The sequence below is a fragment of the Corynebacterium sp. ACRPQ genome (assembly GCF_022347225.1).
GTDB lineage: Bacteria > Actinomycetota > Actinomycetes > Mycobacteriales > Mycobacteriaceae > Corynebacterium > Corynebacterium tuberculostearicum_D.
The window spans coordinates 1-23,545 of the sequence record NZ_JAKRNF010000006.1 but is presented as its reverse complement, the minus strand read 5'-3'; the positions used below and the strand labels follow the sequence as shown (position 1 = coordinate 23,545).

The window sequence follows — 23,545 nt, the reverse complement described above, 5'->3', positions numbered from 1 at the left end:
ATATCATGCGTGAATACGCCGAAATTGGCATCGGCCGCGAGGCCCGTCGTACCTTCGATCTAGAGCAACTATCCATCGTGCCGCAGCGCCGTACCCGTTCCTCCAAGGACGTGGACACCACCTGGCACATCGACGCCTATACCTTCGACATCCCCTTTGTGTCCCACCCCACCGATGCGCTCGCCACCCCTGAGTTCATCATCGAGATGGGCAAGCAAGGTGGCCTCGGCGTCATCAATGCCGAGGGCCTGTGGGGCCGCCACAAGGACCTCGAGGGAGCTTTAGCCCGCATTTACTCGCAGCCGGGCGATAACTCCATCATCCAGGAGCTGCACGCTGCCCCGCTTGACGACGCCCTCCTTACCGAGCGCATCTCCCAAGTCCGCGACTCCGGAGTTACCGTTGCTGTGCGCGTATCCCCCCAAAATGCTCGCGAGATGGCCCCGAAGGTCATCGCGGCCGGTGCCGAGTTGCTGTTTATCCAGGGCACCCTGGTCTCGGCCGAGCACGTGGCTACCGGCGGTGAGCCGCTGAACCTCAAGGAGTTCATTGGCTCCCTTGACGTTCCCGTCATCGCCGGCGGAGTTACCGACTACACCACTGCGCTACACCTGATGCGCACCGGTGCGGCCGGCGTCATCGTTGGCGCAGGCGTGACCACTAACGCCGAGACCGTAGGCATCGACTCGGCCATGGGCACCGCGATTGCCGACGCCGCCGCAGCCCGCCGCGACTACCTCGACGAGACCGGCGGCCGCTATGTACACATCATCGCCGATACCGAGTTTGAAAACTCCGGCAATATTGCCAAGGCTTTTGCCTGCGGCGCTGACGGTGTTGCTCTCGGCCCACTGCTTGCCCAGGCCCGCGAGGCCGGCGGCAAGGGCTGGTACTGGCCTGCCACGGCCGGCCACCCGCGTTTCCCACGCGGCTTCGTTCAGTTCTCCGGGGCCGATACCGACTTGGACGTCGATTTCCTCACCACCGGTACCCCGGCCGAAGCCACAGAAGAATCGGCCGCCCCGTCGCTGGAAACCGTGCTGCACGGTCCCTCCAGCGAGCCCTTTGGTCGCACCAACCTGGTCGGCGCGCTGCGCCGTTCCATGGCCAAGTGTGGCTACACCGACCTGAAGTCCTTCCAGAAGGTCGAACTCGCCGTTCGCTACTAATCCGCGCGAGAGTCCTGACGCGGCTGTGCCTTCTCGGCGCAGCCGCGTTTCTTTGTTTCAGGGCTTCCTTCGCCGCCGAACAGATACCAGTTGGCGAGGTAGGAGAGTGGTTTAGGAAACCAATTGCCAGCCGCCCTCACGCCTCCACGTGGTCTTGTCCGTCGTTGGCCGCCATTGCCCTGAGTTGTGGACTGGGCACACGCGTACTCCCGAGGGATTGAGCTCTACAACCTTCTCTTCGCCGCTCGCGCGTAGAACCACCGAATTTTGCGCTACTTCTGGATGCCCCACGCGCTCTGCCTGCTGCGTGCCGCACAACGGAACCCACTCATCCCACTCGCTTCCAAAGACTTCCGCGGCCGGAAGTGTTACCTGTTGCGGGCCTTGTTCATCCAGCGCAGACGCCACCTCAGCCGTAGTTGGGGTGGCGTCACAACCGCACAACAGCAGGCTCGCGGCGAGCACAATAGCCAAGCGCTTCATAAGCTATCAGTTTAGTGGGTTAGACTATGGGGCGTGACTAAGCCAAATACTACCCCGCGCCCCGTCCTCGTTGTGGACTTTGGCGCTCAGTACGCGCAGCTTATTGCCCGCCGCGTGCGCGAGACCAAGATTTACTCCGAGGTTGTCCCCAACTCCGCGTCTGTGGAGGAAATCAAAGCTAAAGATCCCGCCGCGCTTATTCTGACGGGCGGTCCGTCCTCTGTCTATGCTGACGGCGCCCCGGCTCTGAAGCCGGAGCTGCTTGAGCTCGGCATTCCAGTCTTCGGCATCTGCTACGGCTTCCAGGCCATGAACCATGCACTTGGTGGCACCGTGTCGTCCACTGGTGAGCGTGAGTACGGCCGTACCGATATGAATGTCAAGGGCGGCGTACTTCACGAAGGCCTGGAGGCTACCCACAAGGTGTGGATGTCTCACGGCGATGCCGTATCCGCCGCTCCTGAAGGTTTTGAGGTTACGGCCACGTCGGCCGGTGCTCCGGTTGCAGCGATGGAGTGCCTAGACAAGAAGATGGCCGGCGTGCAGTACCACCCTGAGGTACAGCACTCGCCGCACGGCCAGGAGGTGCTTACCCGCTTCCTTACTGAGGTTGCTGGCCTAGAGCAGAACTGGACGGCCGATAATATTGCCGAGCAGCTCATCGCGGATGTCCGCGCGCAGGTGGGCGAGGAAGGCCGCGCTATTTGTGGTCTGTCCGGCGGTGTAGATTCCGCTGTGGCGGCCGCACTGGTGCAGCGCGCCATTGGCGATCGCCTCACCTGTGTCTTTGTTGACCACGGCTTGCTGCGTGCCGGCGAGCGCGAGCAGGTAGAAAAGGACTTCGTTGCCTCCACTGGAGCGAAGCTGGTGACCGCAGATGAGCGCGCTGCTTTCTTGGAAAAGCTGGCAGGAGTTAGCGACCCAGAAGCCAAGCGCAAGGCCATCGGCGCGGAGTTTATCCGTTCCTTTGAGCGCGCGGTTGCAGGCGTGCTTGACGACGCCCCTGCAGGCTCCACCGTCGACTACCTCGTCCAGGGCACTCTGTACCCGGACGTTGTCGAGTCTGGCGGCGGCGATGGCACGGCGAATATTAAGTCTCACCACAATGTCGGCGGTTTGCCAGATGACGTGGAGTTCAAGCTGGTCGAGCCGCTGCGCCTGCTGTTTAAGGACGAGGTACGTGCCGTCGGCCGCGAGCTGGGCTTGCCAGAAGAGATCGTTAGCCGCCAGCCATTCCCTGGCCCGGGCTTGGGTATCCGCATCATCGGTGAGGTGACCGAGGAGCGCTTGGAGACGCTACGCGAGGCAGACCTTATTGCTCGCACCGAGCTGACCAATGCCGGCCTGGATGACCAGATTTGGCAGTGCCCGGTAGTACTGCTGGCCGATGTCCGCTCCGTTGGTGTGCAGGGCGATGGCCGTACCTATGGCCACCCGATTGTGCTGCGCCCGGTGTCCTCGGAAGACGCCATGACCGCAGACTGGACCCGTTTGCCTTACGAGGTGCTGGAGAAGATTTCTACCCGCATCACCAACGAGGTGAAGGACGTCAACCGCGTGGTCTTGGACTGCACCTCCAAGCCACCGGGAACCATCGAGTGGGAGTAAAACGGCATGCGTAGAAGGCGCTCAGTCTAGTGCTGAGCGCCTTTTCGCTCGTTTTGGCGCCGGCGTTTACTCGCGCGGGGTAAACGGTGGCCGCCACACAATGCGCCCGCCCACCCGCTCGAGGCGGCCGCGCCGAGGTGGGGCGTTGGGGTCATCGTCGTTGACGCCATTATGGTAAGCGCAGCACATGACCAGGTTTTTCATATTCGTCTCCCCGCCATTGCTCCACGCTTTAAGGTGGTGGACTTGGGAGAGGTCGGCCGGCTGGTTGCAGCCCGGCCAGGCGCAGCGTGGGTTTTCTGCGGCGGCCATAATGCGCTGCTTGTCATTGGCCACGCGCGCCGTGCGGTAGAGATTGACTGGACCTTCTTCGGGGTGCACGAGCGTGACGTAGCCGGTTTCTTTGTCGCCAGCAAAGCCGACGTCGTTGAGCACGCGGCGCAGATATTCGGTGCCGGTGATGGTGGCGCCATTGGTCAGATCGAGCTCGATATCATTGCCGCGGCCGTCGCGGATGCGGATGAATTTGTCTAACGGCACGATGGCATTGGTCACCACTTCTGCCCGCGCGGCCGCAGCTTGGTCAAAGAAGATCTTTTCTACCGCCTCGAGCGATTGCTTTCCAGTCGCGGCCAGCGCGGCGTTGAGATCCGCGATGAAACTAGAGGTTCCGGTGATGGCAAGCGTCCAGTAATCATTGGGGCGTCGGTAAGTGCGCACGCCTGGGCTTACGGTGTCGTCTTTCATCTCCCGCAGGCGCCGTCGGGCGTGTTTAAGGATGTGGCTCATTGAGCTGGTCATCGCGCAGCATTCTGCGCGCAGCTGCCAGGCCTGCTTTTTGCTGGGCGCGCGGTTAACAATGCGTTCTAGGGCGGTAAGGGTGGCGATGGAGTGGGTGTTGCGGCGGGCGTCGGCAATAGCGCGGCGCTGCAGGCGCGTAAATTTGGTGCGGCCGAAGTAGCTTTCGCACAAAAGCAGCAGATCGGCGGCGATGGCATCGGGCGCGCCGCGGTCCATAAGCTCGGACCCGGACATGCCTTGGCACCCGGCGATGATATCCATGCCAGGGCCCAAGGCGGTGAGGTAGGTCTCGAGTGCGTTCATGCCTGCAACGCTACGGCGCACACCCATACCGGCGCAGGGCCGGCGCAACCGCTACGGCCGATTCTGTGGATAACCCGGCCCGCATACCCGCCGTGGGCCGAAAAGCTGTGGATAACCCCGAAAAGTGTCGTTTAGATTAGGCAAACGCGAGCCGGCGCGTGCCATCCACATGGGGGAAGACGAAAAAGCTCAGCCCAAAGACCACTAGCCACACCAGCCCGGCGCCCCACGCAGGCAGGGCCACGATGGGCGCGAGCATCACCATAAGCCACAGAATCATCAGTGGCACGAGCTGTGCGATGGTAGGAACTAGAGCGACATTGCGCTTGTCGGCATAAGCGCGCATCGCACGGCGGTAGGGGTGGGCAAAGACGAGGACGAAGGCCGCCACGAGGCATACGAGCGCCCCAACCAGTGCGGCAAAGATATGCGCGCGGCTTGCCAAGAGTGCCACGGCCGCACCGATGAGGATGGACGAGCCCAAGCGCACCCATGGCGGAGTGGGGATGGGGGTGGTGTGCTCGCGCATGGCGCCGTAGGCAGCGTTGAAGTTCATGCCGCTAAGGCTACCATTCGAACATACACTTGCATGTGTCCGGGTGAGGGTTCATACTATTCGGGTGAGTCAAACGAGCGTTCGCCTAGAGAAAGCGGTGGCCGGGCTAAGTAGGTCGGACCGCGTGGCGATGCTGCGTACCCGCATGCGCGCTATGGAGCGCGGCCCGGAAGAAGAGCTGGTAGATACGCTCCCTGGCCTGGCGCGCTTGCTTCCCGCAGGTGGGCTGGCGCGCCGGCAGGTGGTGCACTGTGTGAACTGCCCGGCGCTGGTGGTGGAGCTTATCTGTCATCTCACCGCCCGCGGCGGGTATGTGGGAGTGGTGGGGTGGCCGGATTTACTACTCGCACAAGTGGCCGAGGAGGGTGCTATCGAACGCGTGGTAACCGTGCCGGATCCGGGCCTGGATTCCTGGATGGTGGCGGGAGTATTGGCGGAAGGGTTGGACCTCGTCATCCACCATGGGCCGCCCGGCGAGGTGAGCCCTACCAAGGCTCGGCCGGTGCTGGCAAAAGTGCGCGGCGGGCGCGCGGCCGTGCTTACGGTGGGCACGCGCCTGCCCGGCACGGCGGTGGGGATAGGGGCGCGGGTGAGTGCCTATCGGGGCGTCGGCAAGGGCAGCGGGCGCATTCGCGGCGTGGACATGGACGTGGAGGTGACCTCGAAGCAGGCTACCTCGCGCGGGGTGCTCACGGTGGGTGAGCGCCGCCGGTTGGAGGCCGTATGAGGGTAGCGGCCGTGTGGTTTCCGGATTGGCCCATCCAGGCCGCCGGTGGGCAGGGTCCTATGGTTATTGCGCGCAACCACGCGGTGGCGGTGTGCGATAGGAAGGCGCGCCGGGCGGGCGTGCGGCGCGGGATGCGCCTGCGCCAGGCCCAAGCGCTGTGCCCTGAGGCCGCAGTGGTGGAGGCCAATCCGGACCGGGATGGCGCGGCGTTTGCGGAGGTTGCGGCCGGCTTAGATGCGGTGGCGTCTTCGGTGGAGGTGCTGCGCCCGGGCCTGGCGATTGTGGATGCGGGCGCGGCGCTGCGCTACCACGGGGAGAAAGCACTAGAGATGCTTGTCGACGCCTCTTCGTACGCCGGCTTCGACTCCACCCTCGGCGTCGCCGATGAGATTGCCACGGCCGTCATCGCGGCCCGGCACCGTGGTGTGGGCGCGGTGGTGCCAGAGGGCGGCTCGCGGGAGTTTTTGGCCACTCAGCCCATAGGCGTGCTGGCGGCCGATGAGGCCTTGGGCTTTGAGGCTGGGTTTATCGCACAGCTGGATAAGCTGGGCGTGCGGCGCCTGGGTGATTTAGCCGCGCTGCCGTTTAAGCAGGTAGCTACCCGGTTTGGTGAGCCGGGCCGGCGCGCCCACGAACTGGCCCAGGCCCGTGCGGATAGGCGCGTGGCCCCAGAGATGGCGCGCCCGGATCTGGCGGTGGAAATGGAAGAGCGCATCGAGCGCGTGGACGCGGCGGCCTTCGCGGCCCGCCAACTCGCGGCCCGGCTGCATGCCCGCTTGGAAGAGGCCGGCAAGGTGTGCCTGCGGCTGCGCGTGGTGGCGGAGTTTGGCACCGGTGAGGAGCTGGCGCGGGTATGGCGCACGCAGGAGGCGCTGACGGAGCAAGCTACCGCGGACCGGGTGCGCTGGCAGCTCGATGGCTGGCTCACGCGCGCTACTGGTGAGGGCGCGGCCATTCGCCGCCTAGCGTTGGAGCCGGTGGAGGTTGCCGCCCCAGCCGCCGCTGGCCTCTGGGGCGGGGAGGGTTCGCAGGAACAGGTCAAGCGCGTGATCGCCCGCGTGCAATCGCAGCTGGGGGTGGACCGCGTGCTGCAGCCGCGGGCGGTGGGCGGCCGTGGGGTGGCCGAGCGCATCGAGTACGTGCCCTATGGCGAGCAGCGCGATGCCCCGCCGGACGGCGAGTGGCCCGGCTGCATTCCCGCGCCCCTGCCCGCGCGGCTGGGCGGTGGGCCGAATCACCCGGCCGCGCGCATTCGGCTTGTCGACGCCGCCGAGCACCCCGTCTTCGTCACCGCTGAGGCCCTCCTGTCCGGGGTGCCGGTGGCCTTGAGCTGGGGTGCGCGTCGTTTCCGCGTGCTGGGCTGGGCCGGCCCCTGGCCGGTGGATACGCAGTGGTGGACCGATACTCCACAGCACGTAGCGCGCTTGCAGGTGGTGGGCCAAGCCGACCACGAAGAGCATCAGCGGGCGTGGCTGTTGGTATGGTCCGGCGGCCGCTGGCGGGTTGAGGCGACTTACTAATTGCGAATATCGACCACGAGGCGGGTGGGGTTATCGAGCACCTGCACGGAATAAGGCTTGCGAGAGGTCATGCCGATGACAAATTGGCAGCGGCCTTCGTAGGTGCCACCATTGACCACTTGGGTGACAACTCCCTCCGTGGGGGCATTCACCACGCCGATGCGGGGGTCCTCCTTGCCGGCCTCGAAGGGGTAGACCACGCCGTCGATATTGACATTGAGTGCGGTCTCGCCGGAGTAATCAATGGTCTTGCCGGAGCCCTGCTGCGTGGGCGTGTCGGCGAAGTCCACGAACCAGCCGGGAGCGCCGCCGCCGTCGAGCTCGAAGACGACGCGCTCAAAGCCCTCGTGCTGGCCGATGCGCACGTCGGTCACCGTGAGTTCGGAGGGCGCCTGCGGCCGGAGGGTCTTCATCTCCATATTGGCCTGGCCCAGCGGATTGAGCTGGGAGCTATCCACGGACGCAGCCATGGTGGTGCGGTCCGACTCCTGGGCGGCGCAGCCGCTGAGAGAAGCAGTGACGAGAAGCGTTGCGGCGAGACGGACTTTCAACATGTCCCCTAGGTTATATTTTCAGTCGTGAACTGTATAGCTGAGGGGGTACTTCGTGGCCGAATTGTTGCCAAGGGTGTGAGCTGAAAAGCAGAAAGGTTAGGCTTAGGTATATGACCGAGTTCTGTTCAGATATCCAGGTAGAGCCGCTGCCAGGCACGGCGAAGAAGGAATCCGTCTATGTGCTTTTCGAGTGGCCGGGCGGATGGTCGCGAGACGTGCTCGATGGCGATACCTTTGGGCCGGAGCTCACAGCGCAGCTCAAGGCCAAGCTGAAGGGTGCGGCAGGGCTGCAGCTAATTCGCCGGCCGGGCCGCAACGGCCGCCAGGTGGGCAAGATGCACCGCTGCTACCTGGTGTGGGCCGAACAGGGCGTGATGGAACTCGTGCTGCTGACGGGCCCGGAGAAGATCCTCGATCTGGACCTGACCGGGCCTGGCCGCAATGGGGGCGGCGCTTTGGATACGCCGCTGGTGCTGGTGTGCACGCATGCGAAGCGCGATACGTGTTGTGCGGTCAAGGGCCGGCCGCTGGCCGCGGATCTGGTGGCGGATTACCCGGATATGGTGTGGGAGACCTCGCACACGAAGGGGCACCGGTTCGCGCCGTCGGTCATGCTCATGCCATGGGCCTATTCCTTTGGTCGCATGAATAAAGAAGCCGCCGCGCAGATGATTGCGGCGGCGGCGAAGGGGAAGTATTTCTACCCGGTAAATCGCGGGCGCGGTATTTTCGGCCCGCGCGGCCAGGTGGCGGAGTTGGCGGTGGCCCGCTCGCTTATCGACGCCGGCGAGGACCTCTCCTATGGCCAGCTCACCGCCACCGGCGGCGGCGAGGTCAGCCACACTGACGGCCGGCGCTGGCGCGTGGCGCTCGAGGAGCGCGAGGTAGAAGGCGTGGTCTCCTCGTGCGGCGATGCACCGAAGAAAGGCCAAGCCATCGTAGCGACCGGCGTGGAGCCGGTCGTGGAGTAGGCCGCGCGGGGAGGGGCGGCGTCGGCAAGCGGGGGCTAGCGGCGCATGACCTTGGAAGAAAGCCAGTTGCCGAGGAACTGGGCGGCCTGCACCAGCACGATGATGATGAGCGTAGCCACGACGGTGACTTCCCACTCGAAGGCGCGGTAGCCGTAGACGATGGCAAAGTCGCCCAAGCCGCCGCCGCCGACGTAGCCGGCCATAGCGGACATATCCACGATGGCGATGAACAGGAAGGTGTAGCCCAGGATCAGCGGGCCGAGGGCCTCCGGAACGATGACGGAGGTAATGATCTTCCACGGCGAGGCACCCATGGAGCGGGCGGCCTCGATAACACCGGGATCGATGGCCACGAGGTTTTGCTCCACCACGCGGGCCACGGAGAAGGTTGCGGCGATCACCATGACGAAGGTGGCCGGGCCGCGGCCGATGGAGCCGCCCATTACAGCGACGGTCAACGGCTGGGCAAAGGCCAGCAAAATGATGAACGGGATGGGACGGACGAAGTTCACCAGCAGGTTGACAATGACGTAGACAAACCGGTTCTGCAGGATGCCGCCTGTGCGGGTGGTGTAGAGCAGCATGCCCAGGCCAAGGCCGAGGATGCCGGAGATGATGAGGGTGGTCGAGACCATGATGAGGGTATCGACGATGGCCTCGGCTAGTGAAGGGCCGAGGCGGTCCCAGTTGGCTTGGGCGAGGTTGGTGACGGTCATCGTGCAATCTCCTCAATCTGGGTGGTGGTAGAAAGCGTGCGGTAGAACTCTTCGATGGCGTTATTATCGCCGCTAAGCCGCACGGTCAGCTTGCCAAAGGAATGCTGCTGCAACGTGGTGATACCGCCGTGGACAACGGCGATGGACACGCCGGCCTCCTTGAGCCGAGCGGCGGCGGTGAAGAAGCCGGATTCCTCGGTGAGGTTGATGGTAAACAGGCGGCCTTCGTGCGCAAGCAGGTCGTCGGTTTCGACGACGTCGGGTTCGTTGCGCAGCGAGGTGGCCACGAACTTGGCGGCCACGGAGGTCTGCGGGTTGGAGAAGACCTCGTAGACGCTGCCTTGCTCTACTACGCGGCCGTTTTCCATCACGGCGACCTTATCGGCGATGGAGCGAACGACTTCCATCTCGTGGGTAATAACCACGATGGTGATGCCGAATTCCTTGTTCACCCGGCGCAGCAGGTCGAGGACTTCCTGCGTGGTGGTGGGGTCGAGGGCGGAAGTGGCTTCGTCGGCAAGCAGCAGCGAAGGGTTGGTGGCCAGCGCACGGGCAATGCCAACGCGCTGCTTCTGGCCGCCGGAAAGCTGCTCCGGGTAGCTCTTGCCCTTGTCTCCCAGGCCGACGAATTCCAGTAGCTCCTGCACGCGCTGGGCGCGCTCCTGCTTGCCGACGCCCTGCAGCTGCAGCGGGTATTCAATATTGCCCGCCGCGGTGCGCGAGTTCATCAGGTTGAACTGCTGGAAGATCATGCCAATATTGCGGCGAATGCCGCGCAGCTTCTTCTCGGACATGCCGACGATATTGGTGTCATCAAGCAGTAGCTCGCCCGCGGACGGGGTGTCCAAACCGTTGATCATGCGCACGAGGGTGGACTTGCCGGCGCCGGAATAGCCAATGATGCCGACGATTTCGCCGGGCTCGATGGTCATGGAGACATTGTCGAGGGCCTTGACTCGTGCCTTTTTCTGTTTAAAGACCTTGGTGATCTCGCGGAACTCGATGCGGGTGCCGCGTTGAGTGGAATCTGCCACGTGTTTGCGTCCTTAGCTAGGAAAGTGCCAAACCCCGCCGGGGGCTCCGGCGGGGTAAAGCAAGGGTGATTAGTCCAGATCTGCTTCGAGCTTATCCAGGATCTTCTGCAGATCCTCCTGGCTGCGCTCCACCTGGACGGAGGTGCCGGCGGAGTCTTCGTCGACGCCCTTTTGAACGGCGTCGGTGTGCCATAGCTCGGCGAGCTTCTTGATGTCTTCGTTGTCTGCATCTTCCTCGCGGACGGCGAAGACATTGATGTACGGCTCTGCCTCTTCGGCGTTCGGCTCGTCCTGGAAGATGGCGGTGGCTGGGTCGATGCCGGCGCGCTCCAGGAAGGAGTTATTGATAATCGCCGGGGTGCCCTCGCCGTGTGCGGACGTGGTCTGTGCTGCGTCTACCGGGGTGACCTTGACCTTGGACTTCTTCTCGTCGATATCCAGCGGGGTTGGCTCTAGGTTGTTCTTGTCCTTCAGGGTGATAAGTCCGGCCTGAACCAGCACGTTGATGGCGCGAGCCTGGTTGGTGGAGTCATTCGGAATGGCGACCTCTTCGCCCTCGATGCCGTCGGGGGAGTCGTGGTCCTTCCAGAACAGTGCCAGCGGCACGATCTCGGTAGCCACGATTGGCACCAGGTTGGTGCCGTTGCCGTGGTTATACTCCGCCAAGAACTTCAGGTGTTGGAAGTTATTGGTATCCAACTCACCCTGATCCAGAGCCTGGTTTGGGGTGTTGTAATCCGCGAAAGGCTGGATATCGATGTCATAGCCTGCGTTCTTTGCTTCCTGCTCGAACGCTACCCAAGCCTTCTTTGCGTCATCGGTGGTGCCGACTGTGATGGTCTTGGAGTCATCGGAGTCGGAAGAGCATGCCACCAGGCTGGTGGCAGCGATGGTTACGGCGGCGGTAGCAGCCACTACGCGACGGATCTGCATGGGGAATCCCCTTCTTGTAGGAGTTGGAATAATTTGTCTGTTTAGCAACCTAGCAATCAGCGAACCGCTTTGTCTATTGTGGGCATCACGTCGCACCGGCTTGTCTAGAACAATGATTCGATATTACGCTGTCTGGCGTGGAATTTAATGGCGGAAAAGCGCTGTCCTGGTCGCGGGTAGAGCGCATTCTCTCTGGTCGCGAATCTGCTGCGCCCGTGCCGGTTAATCACCTTCATGGGCCAGCGGATTCTGCTCGGCGCGGTCACTCCGCCGTCCCCTTTGCGGAGCTGCACGCGGTAAGTTCTTATAGCTTTCTCGACGGCGCTGCCGAGCCGGAGGAGCTGGTGGCTCGAGCCGTAGAGCTGGGCCTTGAGGGGTTGTCCATCGTGGACCGCGATGGCTTTTATGGTCTGATGAAATTTGCCGAAGCCGCAGCTAAAGCAGGACTTCCGGCCGTATATGGTGCGGAGCTATCGCTCACGGAGGCCCCGGTGACCGTGCTGGCACGCACCCCGGAGGGCTATCGCCGCCTGTCGCGCCTCATCGCGCGCGCCCGGATGGAAGCCGGGGAGAAGGATCGCGTAGCCTATCCGCCCTTGGACGAGGTGGCGCGCGAACTGGAAGGGGAGTGCTTCTTTCTGGTGGGGCCGGAGGCGCTAGCAGAAATCGATAACCTGCTCGAAAGAATAAAAATAGACAGCATAGTTCTCGAATATTCGTGCAGCATGTCCCCCGAGGATGCGGATCAGCACCGTTTCCTCGATAAATACAATAACCTGCGGGCCATCGCAACCGCACGGCCCGCGGCCGCGACCCGCGACCAAACTCGGCTCGCCGCCGCCAAGCGTGCCCTAGCCCGGCGCGAATCCCTTGCGGCCGCCGCGCCGCACGCCCACCCCATGGGGGCTGGCTGGCTGCGATCCGGCGAGCAGATGGCGCAACTCTTGCCGGATCGGCCGGAGCTCATCGCCGAAACTGTGGCGCTCGCCCGCGAGTGCTCCTTTACCTGGGACGCCCTCGCGCCCAACCTGCCGCATTTTCCGGTGCCGGAGGGGTATACCGAAATGAGCTGGCTGGAGCATGAGGTCTGGCACCGCGCCAAGGAACGCTATGCTTCGCGCCCAGCCGAGATTAGGCAGGCGGCGCGGAAGCAGATTGGGCATGAGTTGGGCGTCATCAAGCAGCTGGGCTTCCCCGGCTACTTCCTGATTGTGTGCGACCTGGTGGATTTTTGCCGCCGCGAGAATATTCTGTGCCAAGGCCGCGGCTCGGCCGCCAACTCCGCGGTGTGCTTTGCGCTAGGCATTACTAATGCCGAGCCTATCTCCGCGCAGCTGCTTTTCGAGCGTTTTCTCTCCCCGGACCGCGATGGCCCGCCCGATATTGATATCGACATTGAGTCCGGTCGCCGCGAGGAAGTTATTCAGTATGTCTACCGCACCCACGGCCGCGATCGCGCCGCGCAGGTGGCCAATGTCATTACCTATCGCCGCAAGGGAGCTACGCGCGATGCGGCCCGCGCGTTGGGCTACCCGCAGGGCTCGGCCGATGCGTGGTCGAAAGGTACCTCTGAGCCGCCTGCCGACGTCTCCTCTTTAGCCGAGCAATTCCTCGGCCAGCCCCGCCACCTAGGCATCCACTCCGGTGGCATGGTGCTGTGCGATCGGCCCATTGCGGACGTCGTTCCTATGGAATGGGCGCGCATGGAAAATCGTTCCGTATTGCAGTGGGATAAGGACGATTGCGCGGCCGCCGGCCTGGTGAAATTCGATCTCTTGGGCCTGGGCATGTTGGAGGCGCTGCACCACATGATCGATGCCGTGCGCGCCACCACCGGCCGCGAGGTGCACCTGTGGGAGCTCGACCTAGCCGAGCCGGAAGTTTATGACATGCTCTGCCGCGCCGATGCGGTGGGTGTCTTCCAAGTGGAATCCCGCGCGCAGCTAGCCACGCTGCCGCGTCTGAAGCCGCGCCGCTTCTTTGACTTAGTGGTCGAAGTCGCGCTCATTCGTCCCGGCCCCATCCAGGGCGGGTCCGTGCACCCCTACCTGCGCCGCCGCGACGGCCTTGAGGAGGTGACCTATGACCATCCGGTGCTGGAAAAATCCCTGGGCAAGACCCTAGGTATTCCGCTCTTCCAGGAGCAGTTGATGCAGATCGCGGTCGACGCCGCCGGCTTCTCCGGTGCCGAGGCCGATGACCTGCGCCGCGCCATGGGCTCGAAGCGCTCCCCGGAAAAGATGGCCGCGCTGCGCAGCCGCTTCTTTGCCGGCCTGCGCGAGACCAACGGTATCGAGGGTGAGGTGGCAGAGAAGCTGTGGACCAAAATCGTGGCCTTCGCCGCCTATGGCTTCCCGGAATCGCACTCGCAGTCCTTTGCCTCGCTGGTGTATTTTTCCGCGTGGTTTAAATACCACTACCCGGCGGAATTCTGCGTGGGGTTGCTGCGCGCGCAGCCGATGGGTTTCTATTCCCCGCAGTCGCTCATCCAGGATGCTCGGCGCCACGGCGTGCGGGTGCTGCCGGTGAGCATCAATGACTCCGGCGCCCAGGCCCGTGCGACGGGGTCGTCCGAGATCCGTTTGGGCCTTAACCTCATCAAGGGGCTGGGGGAGTCCGCCGCCGAGCGGGTGGAGGCGGCCGCGCCTTTTACTAGCGTGTCCGATCTTTCGCGCCGGGCGGATCTCAGCGTGGAGCAGGTGGAGGCGCTGGCTACGGCCGGGGCGCTGGAGTGTCTGGGGCTGGATCGTCGCCAAGCGCTGTGGCAGGCTGGCGTCGCCGCCACCGAGCGTGAGGGCATGCTGCCCGGTACGTCCGCCCTGGCTTCGCCGCACCTGCCCGGTATGTCTGCGTTTGAGCTCATGGCTACCGACGTCGCCGCTACTGGCGTGACCCATAATCAGCAGCCGATGGAGCTGGTGCGTGCCTCGCTTGCCGACGTCCTCCCTGGCTCCCAGCTCCCCCATGTCCCCGATGGCACCCGCGTGCGTATCGCCGGCATTATTACTCACCGCCAGCGCCCGCGCACTGCTTCTGGCCTGACCTTTTTGGGCGTCGAAGATGAAACCGGTTTGATGAACGTGATGGTCTCGCCCGGATTGTGGTCGCGGCATAAGGTGCTGGCCCGCACCGCCCGGGCGATGATCATCCGCGGCATCGTGCAAAATGCCACCGGAGCGGTCAGCGTGGTCGCAGATAAGCTCGAGCCGTTGGACTTTGGAGAATTCCTCTCCCGCGGCTCCCGCGATTTCCGCTAGTTGCCGCCGCTGCGCAGCTCGTCCGCGTTGAGCTTATTGGCCAATTCCTTGGCTACCGCAAACGGAATCCACAGCAGTTGGGTATAGATGAGCTTGGCAAAGAAGATGGCGATATTTGCCCCCGAGGTCGCTTCCTCCACCGCAACCTGCTCCGCGCCGGAGAATCGCAGGCCAAAAGCGGTGGCGCCGGCGACGAGGAAGAGCACTATGGCCGTGGCCAATGCGGTTTTCAGGCCTTTGTCGCGGGCGTCGGTATGCAGGCGCAGCTCGTACTCATCCATCTCCGTAGTGGGAACGTCGAGGTGCCGAATGGACTGGCGCAGCCACGTGGTGCACATGGTCGCCGCAATGCCAGCTATCGGCCACAGCAGATTAGACAAGCCAAGCGCGAAGAAGTGCAGGGCCGCCGCCACGATGGCTAGGCCGAGAAAAATATCGCCGGCCAGGATCAAGCGCTTGCGGCGGGAAACAGAGGCGGGAATTGTGGTAGCCATTAGGAATTCTTCCTATAGATTTCAGTGGACATAGGGGCAAATTCCTGGCGGGAAAAGATGGCCTCCACTGGAAGGTCAAAGACCTCGCAGACGCGGAAAGCTAGGTCCAGGCTGGGGGAGTGGTCCCCGCGCTCAAGGGCTCCGACGGTCTGGGGGTTGACGTCGATGGCCTCAGCCAGCTGCGCGCGCGACATGTCCCGCTCGGCGCGTAGCACGCGTACCCGGTTATAAATGGGTGCGGAGGGCTTCTTCTTTGGGGACATGAGTCAAAGTATTGCATAAACCCAACGCCCTGGCAAGGGTTGCTACTCGACGCCGAAGATATCCCCTGGCTGGCAGTCCAGTGCCGCGCATAGTGCTGCGAGGGTGCTAAAGCGTACGGCTTTGGCACGATTATTCTTCAATACGGAGAGGTTGACTGGGGTGATGCCTACTTCTTTAGCGAGTGCCGTTCCGGTTATGCCGCGCTCTTCCATTATTCGGTCGAGGTGGCAGACTACCTGGGGCCCTTGTGGCTCAGACAAGTCCTTCGACCTCCTCTTCTAGCTTGCAACCGCGCTTGATGGCGGCTGAGAAGAGCTGTAGGGCGCAGGCAAAGAGGTAAAGCAGCGCGAGCTCGCCAAATGACGTTCCGCTCTGGCTGGACCACCAGTCGATCCCTAGCTGTGAAGAGGCCCAGTTGTTGCCCATACCTTCGAGCGGGAAGCGTCCGATAAACCAGACGAGAATCCCGATGGCTATTCCATTGAGGAAGCGAATATTTTTCGTAGTGAAGACCTGCCCGCGAAGCATGGGCTTGACCAGACGGTAGGTAAAGAACGCGATGATCAAAATAGCCGCAATCTTAACGACGAGCGCTGCGGTGAGCGTCCAGAATGGTCCGCCGTCGAGGTTGTGTTTGCTTAGGCCTTCTGGGACGGCCGCACTCAGTGCGGTGGAAAAGCGTCCGGTGGCAAGCTCACGCAGGTAGGTAGGGCCGAGGATGACGATGGTAAGGAGGCAGATGCCGGCCGCTGTGTTAATTTCGCGGCGCTCGGCCTTGGAGGTGGGTTGTGGGGTGGTCATGACAATCCTTTCCGCCGATTGTTTATCGACTCTCGATGTTGTCGTAATTCGATAATATCGATTAACGATAAGTGAGGCAAGGGTATGGCCCGATTGATACTGTCAATAACTATGAGCGAAGAAATGAATCCCGTCTCGCCACGCCTGGTGACCTCGCGTTATATCCACCACCTGAGCTGGATGATTGTCCTCGCGGCGGCCGCCGGTGCGGCAGGTTTCTGGTGGACCCCGTGGTTCTACTGGGCGGCCGGGCTTTTCGTCGCCCTTTTCTTCTGGCTGCTCTGGCTCATCCCCGCCCAGGTGCGCAACATGGGCTGGCTCGAGACCGACGATGAGCTGCTTATCACTCGCGGCAAGCTCTGGCATTCCTTCACCGTCGTGCCCTACGGCCGCATCCAATTCGTGGACGTGACCTCCGAGCCCATCGACCGCGCCCTCGGGCTAAAAAAGCTGCAGCTCCACACGGCCTCGGCCAGCACGGACGCCACCATTAAGGGCTTGGAAGCCCCGCTTGCCGACGCCCTCCGTACCCGCCTTGCCCACCAAGCCCGCGAACGGATGAGCGGCCTATGAGCGACCAGTCCAGCACCCAACCAAGCTTCCGCCGCGTCCACCGCCTCACCCCGCTGCTGCGCCTATGGTCAGTGATCCTGGCCCTCATCGCGGCCTTCGCCCTCAACGTCAACCTGGAAGCCCTGCGCGATATCTTTGCCTTCATCACTGGCGAGCACCGCGGTGAGGCCCTGCGCGATACCGCCTTTGCGATCGCCGGGTTCGTTGCGGTCTGCGCGGTCGTGTGGCTCGCCTCCGGCCTATGGTGGCGCCGCATGGGCTACCAGCTCGGCGGGGACGAGCTCTCCCTGCGCCGCGGACTCTTTTCCACCCAACTGCGCACCGCGCGCTATGACCGCACCCAGGCCGTCGACGTCGTCGAACCCGTCATCGCACGCCTTTTCCGGCTGGCGGCCGTGCGCGTAGAAACAGCCGGCGGCCAGTCATCGGTCATCGAAATCGCGTACCTCAAAAAGGCCGACGCCGAAGCCCTGCGCGAGGATATCCTCGCCCGCGTCCACGGCGCTCCCACACCGGCCGCCACCGCCGCGGACACTGACATCGATGCAACCGCCGCCGACGCGACCAGCGCCCACACGCCCGCCGCGCCGGCCGAAGAACCGGCCCTCGTGCCCGAAATCCCGATCGCGCGCTCCCTTATGGCGGCCGCGCTGCGCACCTCCACGCTTTTCCTCGTCGGCTTCCTCATCGTCGTCGTGGTCACCCGGCTGCCGCTGTCGACCGCGCTGCCCATCCTCGTCAGCGCGCTACCCAACGCCTGGAACGTGCTCGATTCCTCCTGGCGCTACACCGCCCGCACCGACGGCGAGGTCCTCAACATCACCTACGGCCTGGCCGATCGCCGCCGCCAAAGCATCCGCCTTGACCGCATCCACGCCGTGCAAATTACCCAGCCGTTCCTGTGGCGGCCGTTGGGCTGGTACGAGGTGAGGGTTTCGGTGGCGGGATATGGGGCGTCGGCAAGCGGCAAGGCTTCTGGCTCCACCCGCATCCTGCCGGTCGGCTCCCTCGCCCAAGCCCGGCAATTCCTCCCGGCCGATGCCGCCCCCACCTACGCCTCGCCGGCCCGCGCCAAGTGGGTCTCCCCGCTGGACTACCGCCAGCAAACCGTCGCGCTCACCGGCGACTACGTCATCGTGCGCAACGGCCGGCTCAACCGCCGCGTCAAGGCCATCCACACCTCCCATATCCAGGAGCTAACCTACCGCCGCGGGCCGATTTCCCAGGCGCTCGGCCTAGCCACCGTCAACCTCGACCTAGTTCAAGGGCCCGTGCGCATGGCCGCGCGCAACCTCACGCTTGCCGACGCCACCGCACTCCTTGCCCGCCTGCGCTCCCGCCAACTGCCAGGGCTTAAACCGCCCCGTTAAAGCCCAGCTGGCGCCACGCCTCGAATACGGCCGTCGACGCCGAATTCGACAGGTTCATCGAGCGTCTGGCCGGCACCATCGGAATGCGCACGCGGTCCGTCACGCGCGGATGATTAATATGCTCCTCCGGCAGGCCAGTCGGCTCCGTGCCAAAGAGCAAAACATCGCCTTCTTGGTATTCGATATCCGTAAACCACTTATCCGTATGCGTGGTAAACGCGAATACACGCGCGCCCGGCAGCGCATCCATGCAGGCCTGGAAGTCCTTGTGAATCTGCACATCGGCCAAATCGTGATAATCCAGACCGGCGCGCTTTAAGTGCTTATCGTCGAAATTGAAACCCAGCGGCTCAATCAGGTGCAGGCTCGCGCCCGTTACCGCGGCCGTGCGGATGGCGTTGCCCGTATTAGTAGGAATGACCGGGTTATCAAAGACAATGTGCAGCTGGCTCATGCCTTCAGTCTAGGATGGTGGCTATGAGCGCTACCAAACTAGATGGCACACTGTACCGCGACGAGATTTTCGCCGACCTCGCCCAGCGCGTGGCCGCGCTGAAGGACAAGGGGATTACGCCCGGCCTCGCTACCGTCCTGGTCGGCGAAGACCCCGGCTCCCAGTCCTATGTGAAGATGAAGCACCGCGACTGCGAAAAGCTCGGCATCAACTCCATCCGCAAGGACCTGCCGGCCGACATCACGCAGGAAGAACTCGAGGCCGTTATCGATGAGCTCAACGCCGATGACGCCTGCACCGGCTACATCGTCCAGCTCCCGCTGCCCAAGCACTTGGATGAAAACGCCATCCTCGAGCGCATCGACCCCGAAAAGGACGCCGACGGCCTGCACCCGGTCAACCTGGGCAAGCTGGTGCTCAACGAGGACGCGCCCCTGCCCTGTACCCCGAACGGCTGCCTGCACCTGCTGCGCCGCTTCGGCGTTGAGCTTGACGGCGCCAAGACCGTGGTCATCGGCCGCGGCGTGACCGTGGGCCGTCCCATCGGCCTGATGCTTACCCGCCGTAGCGAGAACTCCACCGTCACCCTCTGCCACACCGGTACCAAGGACCTGGCCGCCGAGACCCGCGAGGCCGATATCGTCATCGCCGCCGCCGGCCAGCCCCACATGCTCACTGCGGACATGATTAAGGAAGGCGCCGCGCTTCTCGACGTCGGAGTCTCCCGCGTCGACGGCAAGCTCACCGGCGACATCCACCCAGACTGCTGGGACAAGGCCGGATTCGTCTCGCCGAACCCGGGCGGCGTCGGCCCGCTGACCCGCGCCTTCTTGGTGCGCAATATCGTCGAGCGCGCGGAAAAGTTGGCGTGAATCTAGATAACCCGCACGATGCCGGCCTCGCGCCCTCCCCGCTGCCGCCCGCCGCGCAGTGGGCGGCTATCGGCATCTTCGTGGCGGGCGTGGTCGTCTCCGGAGGTTACGCGGTCTTCGAGTACTGGCGTCGGGCCACGTTTCTCCTCGGCCTCGCCTTGCTGTGGCTCACTGTGGTACGCCTGACTTGTGATTCCAGCCGCGTTGGCGTGCTGGCAGTGCGTTCGCGTCGCTTCGATGCCTGCTTTACCGGCCTACTCGGCGCCGTGATGGCCTTTCTGGCCTTCTCCGTGGATTCGCTCGGCAGCTAGTTATCCACAGTCTTTTGTAGAGCTTTCACCTATCTCGGCCTTAGAGGGTGTCGTTCGGGAGATTATCCACAGGCTGCCGCCCGTCACCGCGCGCCGAGTTGCGCGGCCGGTTTAGGCTCAGGGCCATGATTTCGAACTACCTGACAGCCGTGAATTCCCCGATGGTGCTCATCGAGGAGTGCGTTGGGCTGTCGGTAGAAAAGCTCGTCGATAAGGGCTTTAGCGATCGCGAGGCCGCCGAGTTTGCCCGCCTTGCCGACACCTACTTCGGCCGCACTTCCTTTCGCGCCAAGCAGCGCGCCGCCCGCCGCACCACACTGCCGCTTGACGCGCTAAAAATCATCGAGCACTACGCCCAGAAGATGAAAACCCAGCGTGCGGCCTGGGCGCTGCGCGAGGCACTCTGCGCTCTGCGCGTTGCTACCAGCGAGATTGAAAAGCGCGCCCGTCGCCTTGTGCGCGAGGAACGCACCACCAAGCGCTCTGAGGGCGTGCGCCTGATCCGCCGCCGCGATGACCTGTGGACGCTGACCATAACCGCCGAGTCCGAACTGGTGGCAGAGATTAATAACCATGTCTCCACCGTCGCCGATGCCCGCCGCGTCTTTTCCTAGGGCGCCGCTGCCTCCACAATCACCACCAATGTGGTGCTCACCCTCAATGAGATGGTCAAGGTCATCCACGGCGAGGACGTCACCTTGCAGCTGACCAATGGCGCGCAGATTACCGGTGCAGACCTTGTTCGCCGCGCGCTTTCCGACGTCGGCCTTATCACCCTCATCCATCCTGTCACCGGCCCCGTAAACCTCTATCAAGCACGGCGCTTAGCAACATGGAAGCAACGCCAGATGGCGATGGCGGAAACCCCTGTGTGCCCGTGGCCCGATTGCCATACGCCAGCGGATGAATGCCAAGTCCACCACCTCACCCCGTGGCTGCTCGGTGGGGACACGAATCCCGAGAACCTCACCATGGCCTGCAAGTATCACAACGGGGTCAATGATGATGACCCTAATGCGCCGCCGCGCCGCGGCAGGCTCGAGCGCCGGCCCGGTGAAGGTATCGTCTGGCGCCCGCCTTGGGCCAAGCCGCCCGAAAACCGCTGAGTTTCGCCCTGTAAAGCCATAGCCCCAGCGCAGCGTGCCGCACCACTTGTCGCTAGTGCGCGCTGCGCGGCTTCGGCGATCCCACAAGGGCAGAGCTTTTAAATCGAATATTCCGTGGGATCACCGGCCGCTGAATCAATGCGCGGGTTGGGCTGGGAAAGGGTGAGGAAATTGCGCAGGATGCGATCCATTTGGCGTGACTCGGTCAGGAAGGCGTCGTGGCCTACCGGGGAGACAACCTTTGCCATCGCCAGCAGGTTGCCGAGGTTGCGCGAGAGGTGTTCTTGCTGGTGATACGGGTACAAGATATCCGTGTCCACGCCGACGACCATGGTCGGCACCTCGGACGAGCCCAGCACGCGGTTAAGGCCGCCGCGGCCGCGGCCGATATCGTGGCGGTTGAGCGCCTCGGTGAGGGTGACGTAGGAGCCGGCATCGAAGCGATCGGCCAGCTTGGTGCCCTGATAGTCCAGGTAGGAGTTGACGGCAAAGCGCTCATTGCGGCGGCGGTAGGGCCCGAGCGGATTCTCGCCGGCTTGGGCCTGGACGCCGAAGCGCTCGTCGATTTCCTGCTCGCCGCGATACGTCAGGTGTGCAATGCGACGCGCGGCCGCCAGCCCCTCGCGCGGGCGCTGCGCGGAGGCGTAGTAGTCGCCGCCATGCCAGAAGGAATCCTGCTCGATGGCCGCGATCTGCGCCGACTGGATGCCAATCTGCCAGGCGGAAGCGCGGGCCGATACGGCAATGACGCAGGCCGCATCAACGGCCTCGGGGTGCATCAGCGTCCACTCCAGCGTGCGCGCGCCGCCCATCGAACCGCCAATGATGGCGTGGACGTGGGTGATGCCGAGCTCGCGGAGCGCGGCGCGCTCGGCCGAGACGAGGTCGCGCACCGAAAGCGCGGGGAAGCGCGAGCCCCAGGCGCGGCCGTCGTCCGGATGCGGGGAGGCGGGATCGGTGGAGCCGCCGCAGCCGCCCAGTGCGTTGGTGGCGATAACGCACCACTTCGTCGTATCTAGCGCCTTGCCAGGGCCGACCAGATCGGCCCACCATTCGGCCACATTCGAATCACCGGTCAGGGCGTGTTCAACCACAATGACGTTATTGCGGCCGTGGGGATCGCCGAGGAGGTGGCCGAAGCGGTGGTAGGCAATGTGGGCGTCGGGAAGCGTGGCGCCGGCTTCGGTGTGAAAGTCGCCGATGCTAACTAGCTTCATGCCAGCGCGTTAAAGCCCAGCTCGAGGTCCGCGATCATGTCATCGATGTGCTCGATGCCCACGGAGAGACGGATGGTGGACTGGGTGATGCCGGCCGCGGCAAGCGCAGGCTCGTCGGACTGGGAGTGCGTGGTGGTTGCCGGGTGCACGGCCAGGGAGCGGGTATCGCCGATATTGGCGAGGTTGGAGTGGAGCTTGAGGGCGTCGATAAACGCCCAGGCTTCCTCGCGGCCGCCGTCGATGTCGAAGGAGAGGACGGAGCCGGTGTAGGCGTAGCCAAGCTTTTCCTTGGTGGCCTTATACGGCGAAGAATCCAGGCCGGCGTAGTTGACCTTGGTGACCTTGGCGTGGCCTTCCAAGTACTCGGCAACGGCCTGGGCGTTGGCATTGTGCTTTTCGACGCGCAGCCCCACCGTCTCGATTCCATTCAGCGTCAGCCAGGCGTTGAAGGGGGAGATGGCGGCGCCGGTATCACGCAGCAGGCCGGCGCGGGCCTTGAGGGCGAAGGCTGGGGCGCCGAGATCGGCGTACTTCAGGCCGTGGTAGGCCTCATCCGGAGTGACGAAGTAGGGGAAGACGGGCTCGCCGTTGCGGGTGACGGTCCAGTCGAAGGAGCCGCCGTCGATAATCGCGCCGCCGATGGCCGAGCCATTGCCGGTGTAGAACTTGGTGGTGGACACTACGACGATGTCCGCGCCGAGGTCCAGCGGCCGGGCGAGGGCGGCGGTGGCGATGGTGTTATCCACGATGAGTGGGACCTGGTTGTTGTGGGCGACCTCGGCGATGGCCGGGATATCGAGGACATCGGCCACGGGGTTGCCGAAAGTCTCGCCGTAGAAGGCCTTGGTATTCGGCTGGACGGCGTCCTGCCAGGACTGCGGGTCGTCCGGGTCCTCGACGAGGGTGACGTCGATGCCTTGGCGCTTGAGCGTGACGGTAAAGAGGGTGGAGGTGCCACCGTAGAGGCGCGGGGAAGTCACGATGTGGTCGCCGGCCGAGGCGAGGTTCAAAATGGCCGCGGTTTCGGCGGCCTGGCCGGAAGCGAAGGCAACGGCCGCGACACCGCCCTCGAGGGAAGCGAGGCGTTCTTCCAGCGCGTCCTGGGTGGGGTTGGTCAGGCGGGTGTAAATGGGGCCGGCGTCGGAAAGATTGAAGCGGTTGGCCGCGTGCTCGGCGTCGTTAAAGACGTAGGAAGTGGTCTGGTAAATCGGCACGTTGCGGGCGTTGTGGTGCCCGTCGAGGTTTTGGCCCGCGTGTACGGAGCGGGTAGCGAAGGACCAGTTGGAATTGGAGTTATCGTATTTCGTCGTCATGCTTGGCAAGACTAGACCAAGCGGTATGTCTTGCGAACGGGTTTGGTGAAACCCGCTGGCAGGAGCGAGAATAAAAATAGACCAAGCGGTCAGTTGGGTTAGGGGTGGGGGTGGTTATTTTTGTGGCTATCGGTGGGG

24 protein-coding genes and 1 pseudogene are annotated in these 23,545 nt (G+C 63.7%); 11 read left to right on the top strand and 14 right to left on the bottom strand.

The features are described 5' to 3' along the window. Nucleotides 1-5 precede the first annotated feature (5 nt). Nucleotides 6-1,169 (top strand): GuaB3 family IMP dehydrogenase-related protein, encoded by a 1,164-nt coding sequence (locus MHY24_RS05010; RefSeq protein ID WP_005322688.1) that lies wholly within the window; start codon nucleotides 6-8, stop codon nucleotides 1,167-1,169. A gap of 111 nt (nucleotides 1,170-1,280) precedes the next feature. Here MHY24_RS05010 and MHY24_RS05005 read toward each other — a convergent pair whose 3' ends face one another. Continuing rightward, a complete protein-coding gene (locus tag MHY24_RS05005) occupies nucleotides 1,281-1,652 on the bottom strand; it encodes a hypothetical protein (RefSeq protein WP_239228579.1) in 372 nt (123 codons plus the stop codon). Between the two features lie 33 nt (nucleotides 1,653-1,685). On the opposite strand from MHY24_RS05005, the gene guaA reads away from it, so the two are divergent. Continuing rightward, nucleotides 1,686-3,260, top strand: coding sequence for a glutamine-hydrolyzing GMP synthase (gene guaA, locus MHY24_RS05000; RefSeq protein WP_239228578.1), 1,575 nt, complete (start codon nucleotides 1,686-1,688; stop codon nucleotides 3,258-3,260). Nucleotides 3,261-3,326: 66 nt separating this feature from the next. Here guaA and MHY24_RS04995 read toward each other — a convergent pair whose 3' ends face one another. Together MHY24_RS04995 and MHY24_RS04990 are read right to left on the bottom strand one after the other, a co-directional pair. Beyond that, nucleotides 3,327-4,364 (bottom strand): HNH endonuclease signature motif containing protein, encoded by a 1,038-nt coding sequence (locus MHY24_RS04995; protein ID WP_239228577.1) that lies wholly within the window; start codon nucleotides 4,362-4,364, stop codon nucleotides 3,327-3,329. A gap of 136 nt (nucleotides 4,365-4,500) precedes the next feature. Next, nucleotides 4,501-4,920 (bottom strand): hypothetical protein, encoded by a 420-nt coding sequence (locus tag MHY24_RS04990; RefSeq protein ID WP_005322680.1) that lies wholly within the window; start codon nucleotides 4,918-4,920, stop codon nucleotides 4,501-4,503. A gap of 130 nt (nucleotides 4,921-5,050) precedes the next feature. Between MHY24_RS04990 and MHY24_RS04985 the strand changes: the two genes are divergently transcribed. Both MHY24_RS04985 and MHY24_RS04980 read left to right on the top strand, forming a co-directional pair. After that, the gene (locus tag MHY24_RS04985) at nucleotides 5,051-5,647 is read left to right on the top strand and encodes a hypothetical protein (protein WP_239228634.1); all 597 of its coding nucleotides are present in this window, start codon (nucleotides 5,051-5,053) and stop codon (nucleotides 5,645-5,647) included. Beyond that, nucleotides 5,644-7,167, top strand: a complete 1,524-nt coding sequence (locus MHY24_RS04980; protein WP_239228576.1) for a DNA polymerase Y family protein — start codon at nucleotides 5,644-5,646, stop codon at nucleotides 7,165-7,167. The genes MHY24_RS04985 and MHY24_RS04980 overlap by 4 nt, the downstream gene beginning before the upstream one ends. Here MHY24_RS04980 and MHY24_RS04975 read toward each other — a convergent pair. After that, the gene (locus tag MHY24_RS04975) at nucleotides 7,164-7,721 is read right to left on the bottom strand and encodes a hypothetical protein (RefSeq protein WP_239228575.1); all 558 of its coding nucleotides are present in this window, start codon (nucleotides 7,719-7,721) and stop codon (nucleotides 7,164-7,166) included. The genes MHY24_RS04980 and MHY24_RS04975 overlap by 4 nt on opposite strands. Nucleotides 7,722-7,831: 110 nt before the next feature. On the opposite strand from MHY24_RS04975, the gene MHY24_RS04970 reads away from it, so the two are divergent. Beyond that, nucleotides 7,832-8,692 (top strand): sucrase ferredoxin, encoded by an 861-nt coding sequence (locus tag MHY24_RS04970; protein ID WP_239228574.1) that lies wholly within the window; start codon nucleotides 7,832-7,834, stop codon nucleotides 8,690-8,692. 35 nt (nucleotides 8,693-8,727) lie between these two features. Here MHY24_RS04970 and MHY24_RS04965 read toward each other — a convergent pair whose 3' ends face one another. The 3 genes from MHY24_RS04965 to MHY24_RS04955 all read right to left on the bottom strand — a co-directional run bounded on the left by MHY24_RS04965 (nucleotide 8,728) and on the right by MHY24_RS04955 (nucleotide 11,375). Further along, on the bottom strand, nucleotides 8,728-9,408 hold the full coding sequence (locus tag MHY24_RS04965) for a methionine ABC transporter permease (RefSeq protein WP_204610138.1): 681 nt from the start codon (nucleotides 9,406-9,408) through the stop codon (nucleotides 8,728-8,730). Further along, nucleotides 9,405-10,442, bottom strand: coding sequence for a methionine ABC transporter ATP-binding protein (locus tag MHY24_RS04960; RefSeq protein WP_239228573.1), 1,038 nt, complete (start codon nucleotides 10,440-10,442; stop codon nucleotides 9,405-9,407). The genes MHY24_RS04965 and MHY24_RS04960 overlap by 4 nt, the downstream gene beginning before the upstream one ends. Before the next feature lie 69 nt (nucleotides 10,443-10,511). Continuing rightward, nucleotides 10,512-11,375, bottom strand: coding sequence for a MetQ/NlpA family ABC transporter substrate-binding protein (locus MHY24_RS04955; protein WP_239228572.1), 864 nt, complete (start codon nucleotides 11,373-11,375; stop codon nucleotides 10,512-10,514). A gap of 137 nt (nucleotides 11,376-11,512) precedes the next feature. Between MHY24_RS04955 and MHY24_RS04950 the strand changes: the two genes are divergently transcribed. Beyond that, nucleotides 11,513-14,632, top strand: coding sequence for an error-prone DNA polymerase (locus MHY24_RS04950; RefSeq protein WP_239228571.1), 3,120 nt, complete (start codon nucleotides 11,513-11,515; stop codon nucleotides 14,630-14,632). Here MHY24_RS04950 and MHY24_RS04945 read toward each other — a convergent pair. The 4 genes from MHY24_RS04945 to MHY24_RS04930 are packed head-to-tail and all read right to left on the bottom strand — an operon-like array spanning nucleotide 14,629 to nucleotide 16,191. Further along, nucleotides 14,629-15,126, bottom strand: coding sequence for a hypothetical protein (locus MHY24_RS04945; protein WP_239228570.1), 498 nt, complete (start codon nucleotides 15,124-15,126; stop codon nucleotides 14,629-14,631). The genes MHY24_RS04950 and MHY24_RS04945 overlap by 4 nt on opposite strands. Then, nucleotides 15,126-15,389: a helix-turn-helix transcriptional regulator gene (locus tag MHY24_RS04940; RefSeq protein ID WP_005322660.1), complete on the bottom strand. Its 264-nt coding sequence runs from the start codon at nucleotides 15,387-15,389 to the stop codon at nucleotides 15,126-15,128. Before MHY24_RS04940 ends, MHY24_RS04945 begins: the two co-directional genes overlap by 1 nt. A gap of 42 nt (nucleotides 15,390-15,431) precedes the next feature. Further along, entirely contained in the window at nucleotides 15,432-15,650 is a 219-nt protein-coding gene (locus MHY24_RS04935) for a helix-turn-helix transcriptional regulator (protein WP_255712183.1), read from the bottom strand. After that, complete coding sequence (locus tag MHY24_RS04930) at nucleotides 15,643-16,191, bottom strand: hypothetical protein (RefSeq protein ID WP_239228569.1); 549 nt, start codon at nucleotides 16,189-16,191, stop codon at nucleotides 15,643-15,645. The genes MHY24_RS04935 and MHY24_RS04930 overlap by 8 nt, the downstream gene beginning before the upstream one ends. A gap of 111 nt (nucleotides 16,192-16,302) precedes the next feature. Here MHY24_RS04930 and MHY24_RS04925 point away from each other — a divergent pair, with 111 nt between their 5' ends. Both MHY24_RS04925 and MHY24_RS04920 read left to right on the top strand, forming a co-directional pair. Beyond that, the gene (locus MHY24_RS04925; RefSeq protein WP_239228568.1) at nucleotides 16,303-16,764 is read left to right on the top strand and encodes a PH domain-containing protein; all 462 of its coding nucleotides are present in this window, start codon (nucleotides 16,303-16,305) and stop codon (nucleotides 16,762-16,764) included. Continuing rightward, a complete protein-coding gene (locus MHY24_RS04920) occupies nucleotides 16,761-18,134 on the top strand; it encodes a PH domain-containing protein (RefSeq protein ID WP_239228567.1) in 1,374 nt (457 codons plus the stop codon). Before MHY24_RS04925 ends, MHY24_RS04920 begins: the two co-directional genes overlap by 4 nt. Here the strand turns inward: MHY24_RS04920 and MHY24_RS04915 are convergent. Further along, nucleotides 18,118-18,588, bottom strand: coding sequence for a tRNA (cytidine(34)-2'-O)-methyltransferase (locus MHY24_RS04915; protein WP_005322648.1), 471 nt, complete (start codon nucleotides 18,586-18,588; stop codon nucleotides 18,118-18,120). The genes MHY24_RS04920 and MHY24_RS04915 overlap by 17 nt on opposite strands. 23 nt (nucleotides 18,589-18,611) lie before the next feature. Here MHY24_RS04915 and MHY24_RS04910 point away from each other — a divergent pair, with 23 nt between their 5' ends. The 3 genes and pseudogenes from MHY24_RS04910 (at nucleotide 18,612) to MHY24_RS04900 (ending at nucleotide 20,877) form a co-directional block, all read left to right on the top strand. Then, nucleotides 18,612-19,460 carry a bifunctional methylenetetrahydrofolate dehydrogenase/methenyltetrahydrofolate cyclohydrolase gene (locus tag MHY24_RS04910; RefSeq protein ID WP_150850691.1) on the top strand — a complete coding sequence of 283 codons (849 nt, stop codon included), beginning with the start codon at nucleotides 18,612-18,614 and terminating at the stop codon, nucleotides 19,458-19,460. Further along, nucleotides 19,457-19,771: a DUF3017 domain-containing protein gene (locus MHY24_RS04905; protein ID WP_239228566.1), complete on the top strand. Its 315-nt coding sequence runs from the start codon at nucleotides 19,457-19,459 to the stop codon at nucleotides 19,769-19,771. Before MHY24_RS04910 ends, MHY24_RS04905 begins: the two co-directional genes overlap by 4 nt. A 125-nt stretch (nucleotides 19,772-19,896) precedes the next feature. Beyond that, nucleotides 19,897-20,877: pseudogene (locus MHY24_RS04900) on the top strand (HNH endonuclease signature motif containing protein). Between the two features lie 98 nt (nucleotides 20,878-20,975). Here the strand turns inward: MHY24_RS04900 and MHY24_RS04895 are convergent. Together MHY24_RS04895 and MHY24_RS04890 are read right to left on the bottom strand one after the other, a co-directional pair. Next, nucleotides 20,976-22,094 (bottom strand): homoserine O-acetyltransferase, encoded by a 1,119-nt coding sequence (locus MHY24_RS04895; protein WP_239228565.1) that lies wholly within the window; start codon nucleotides 22,092-22,094, stop codon nucleotides 20,976-20,978. Further along, a complete protein-coding gene (locus tag MHY24_RS04890) occupies nucleotides 22,091-23,407 on the bottom strand; it encodes an O-acetylhomoserine/O-acetylserine sulfhydrylase (RefSeq protein ID WP_239228564.1) in 1,317 nt (438 codons plus the stop codon). The genes MHY24_RS04895 and MHY24_RS04890 overlap by 4 nt, the downstream gene beginning before the upstream one ends. Nucleotides 23,408-23,545: the final 138 nt, after the last annotated feature.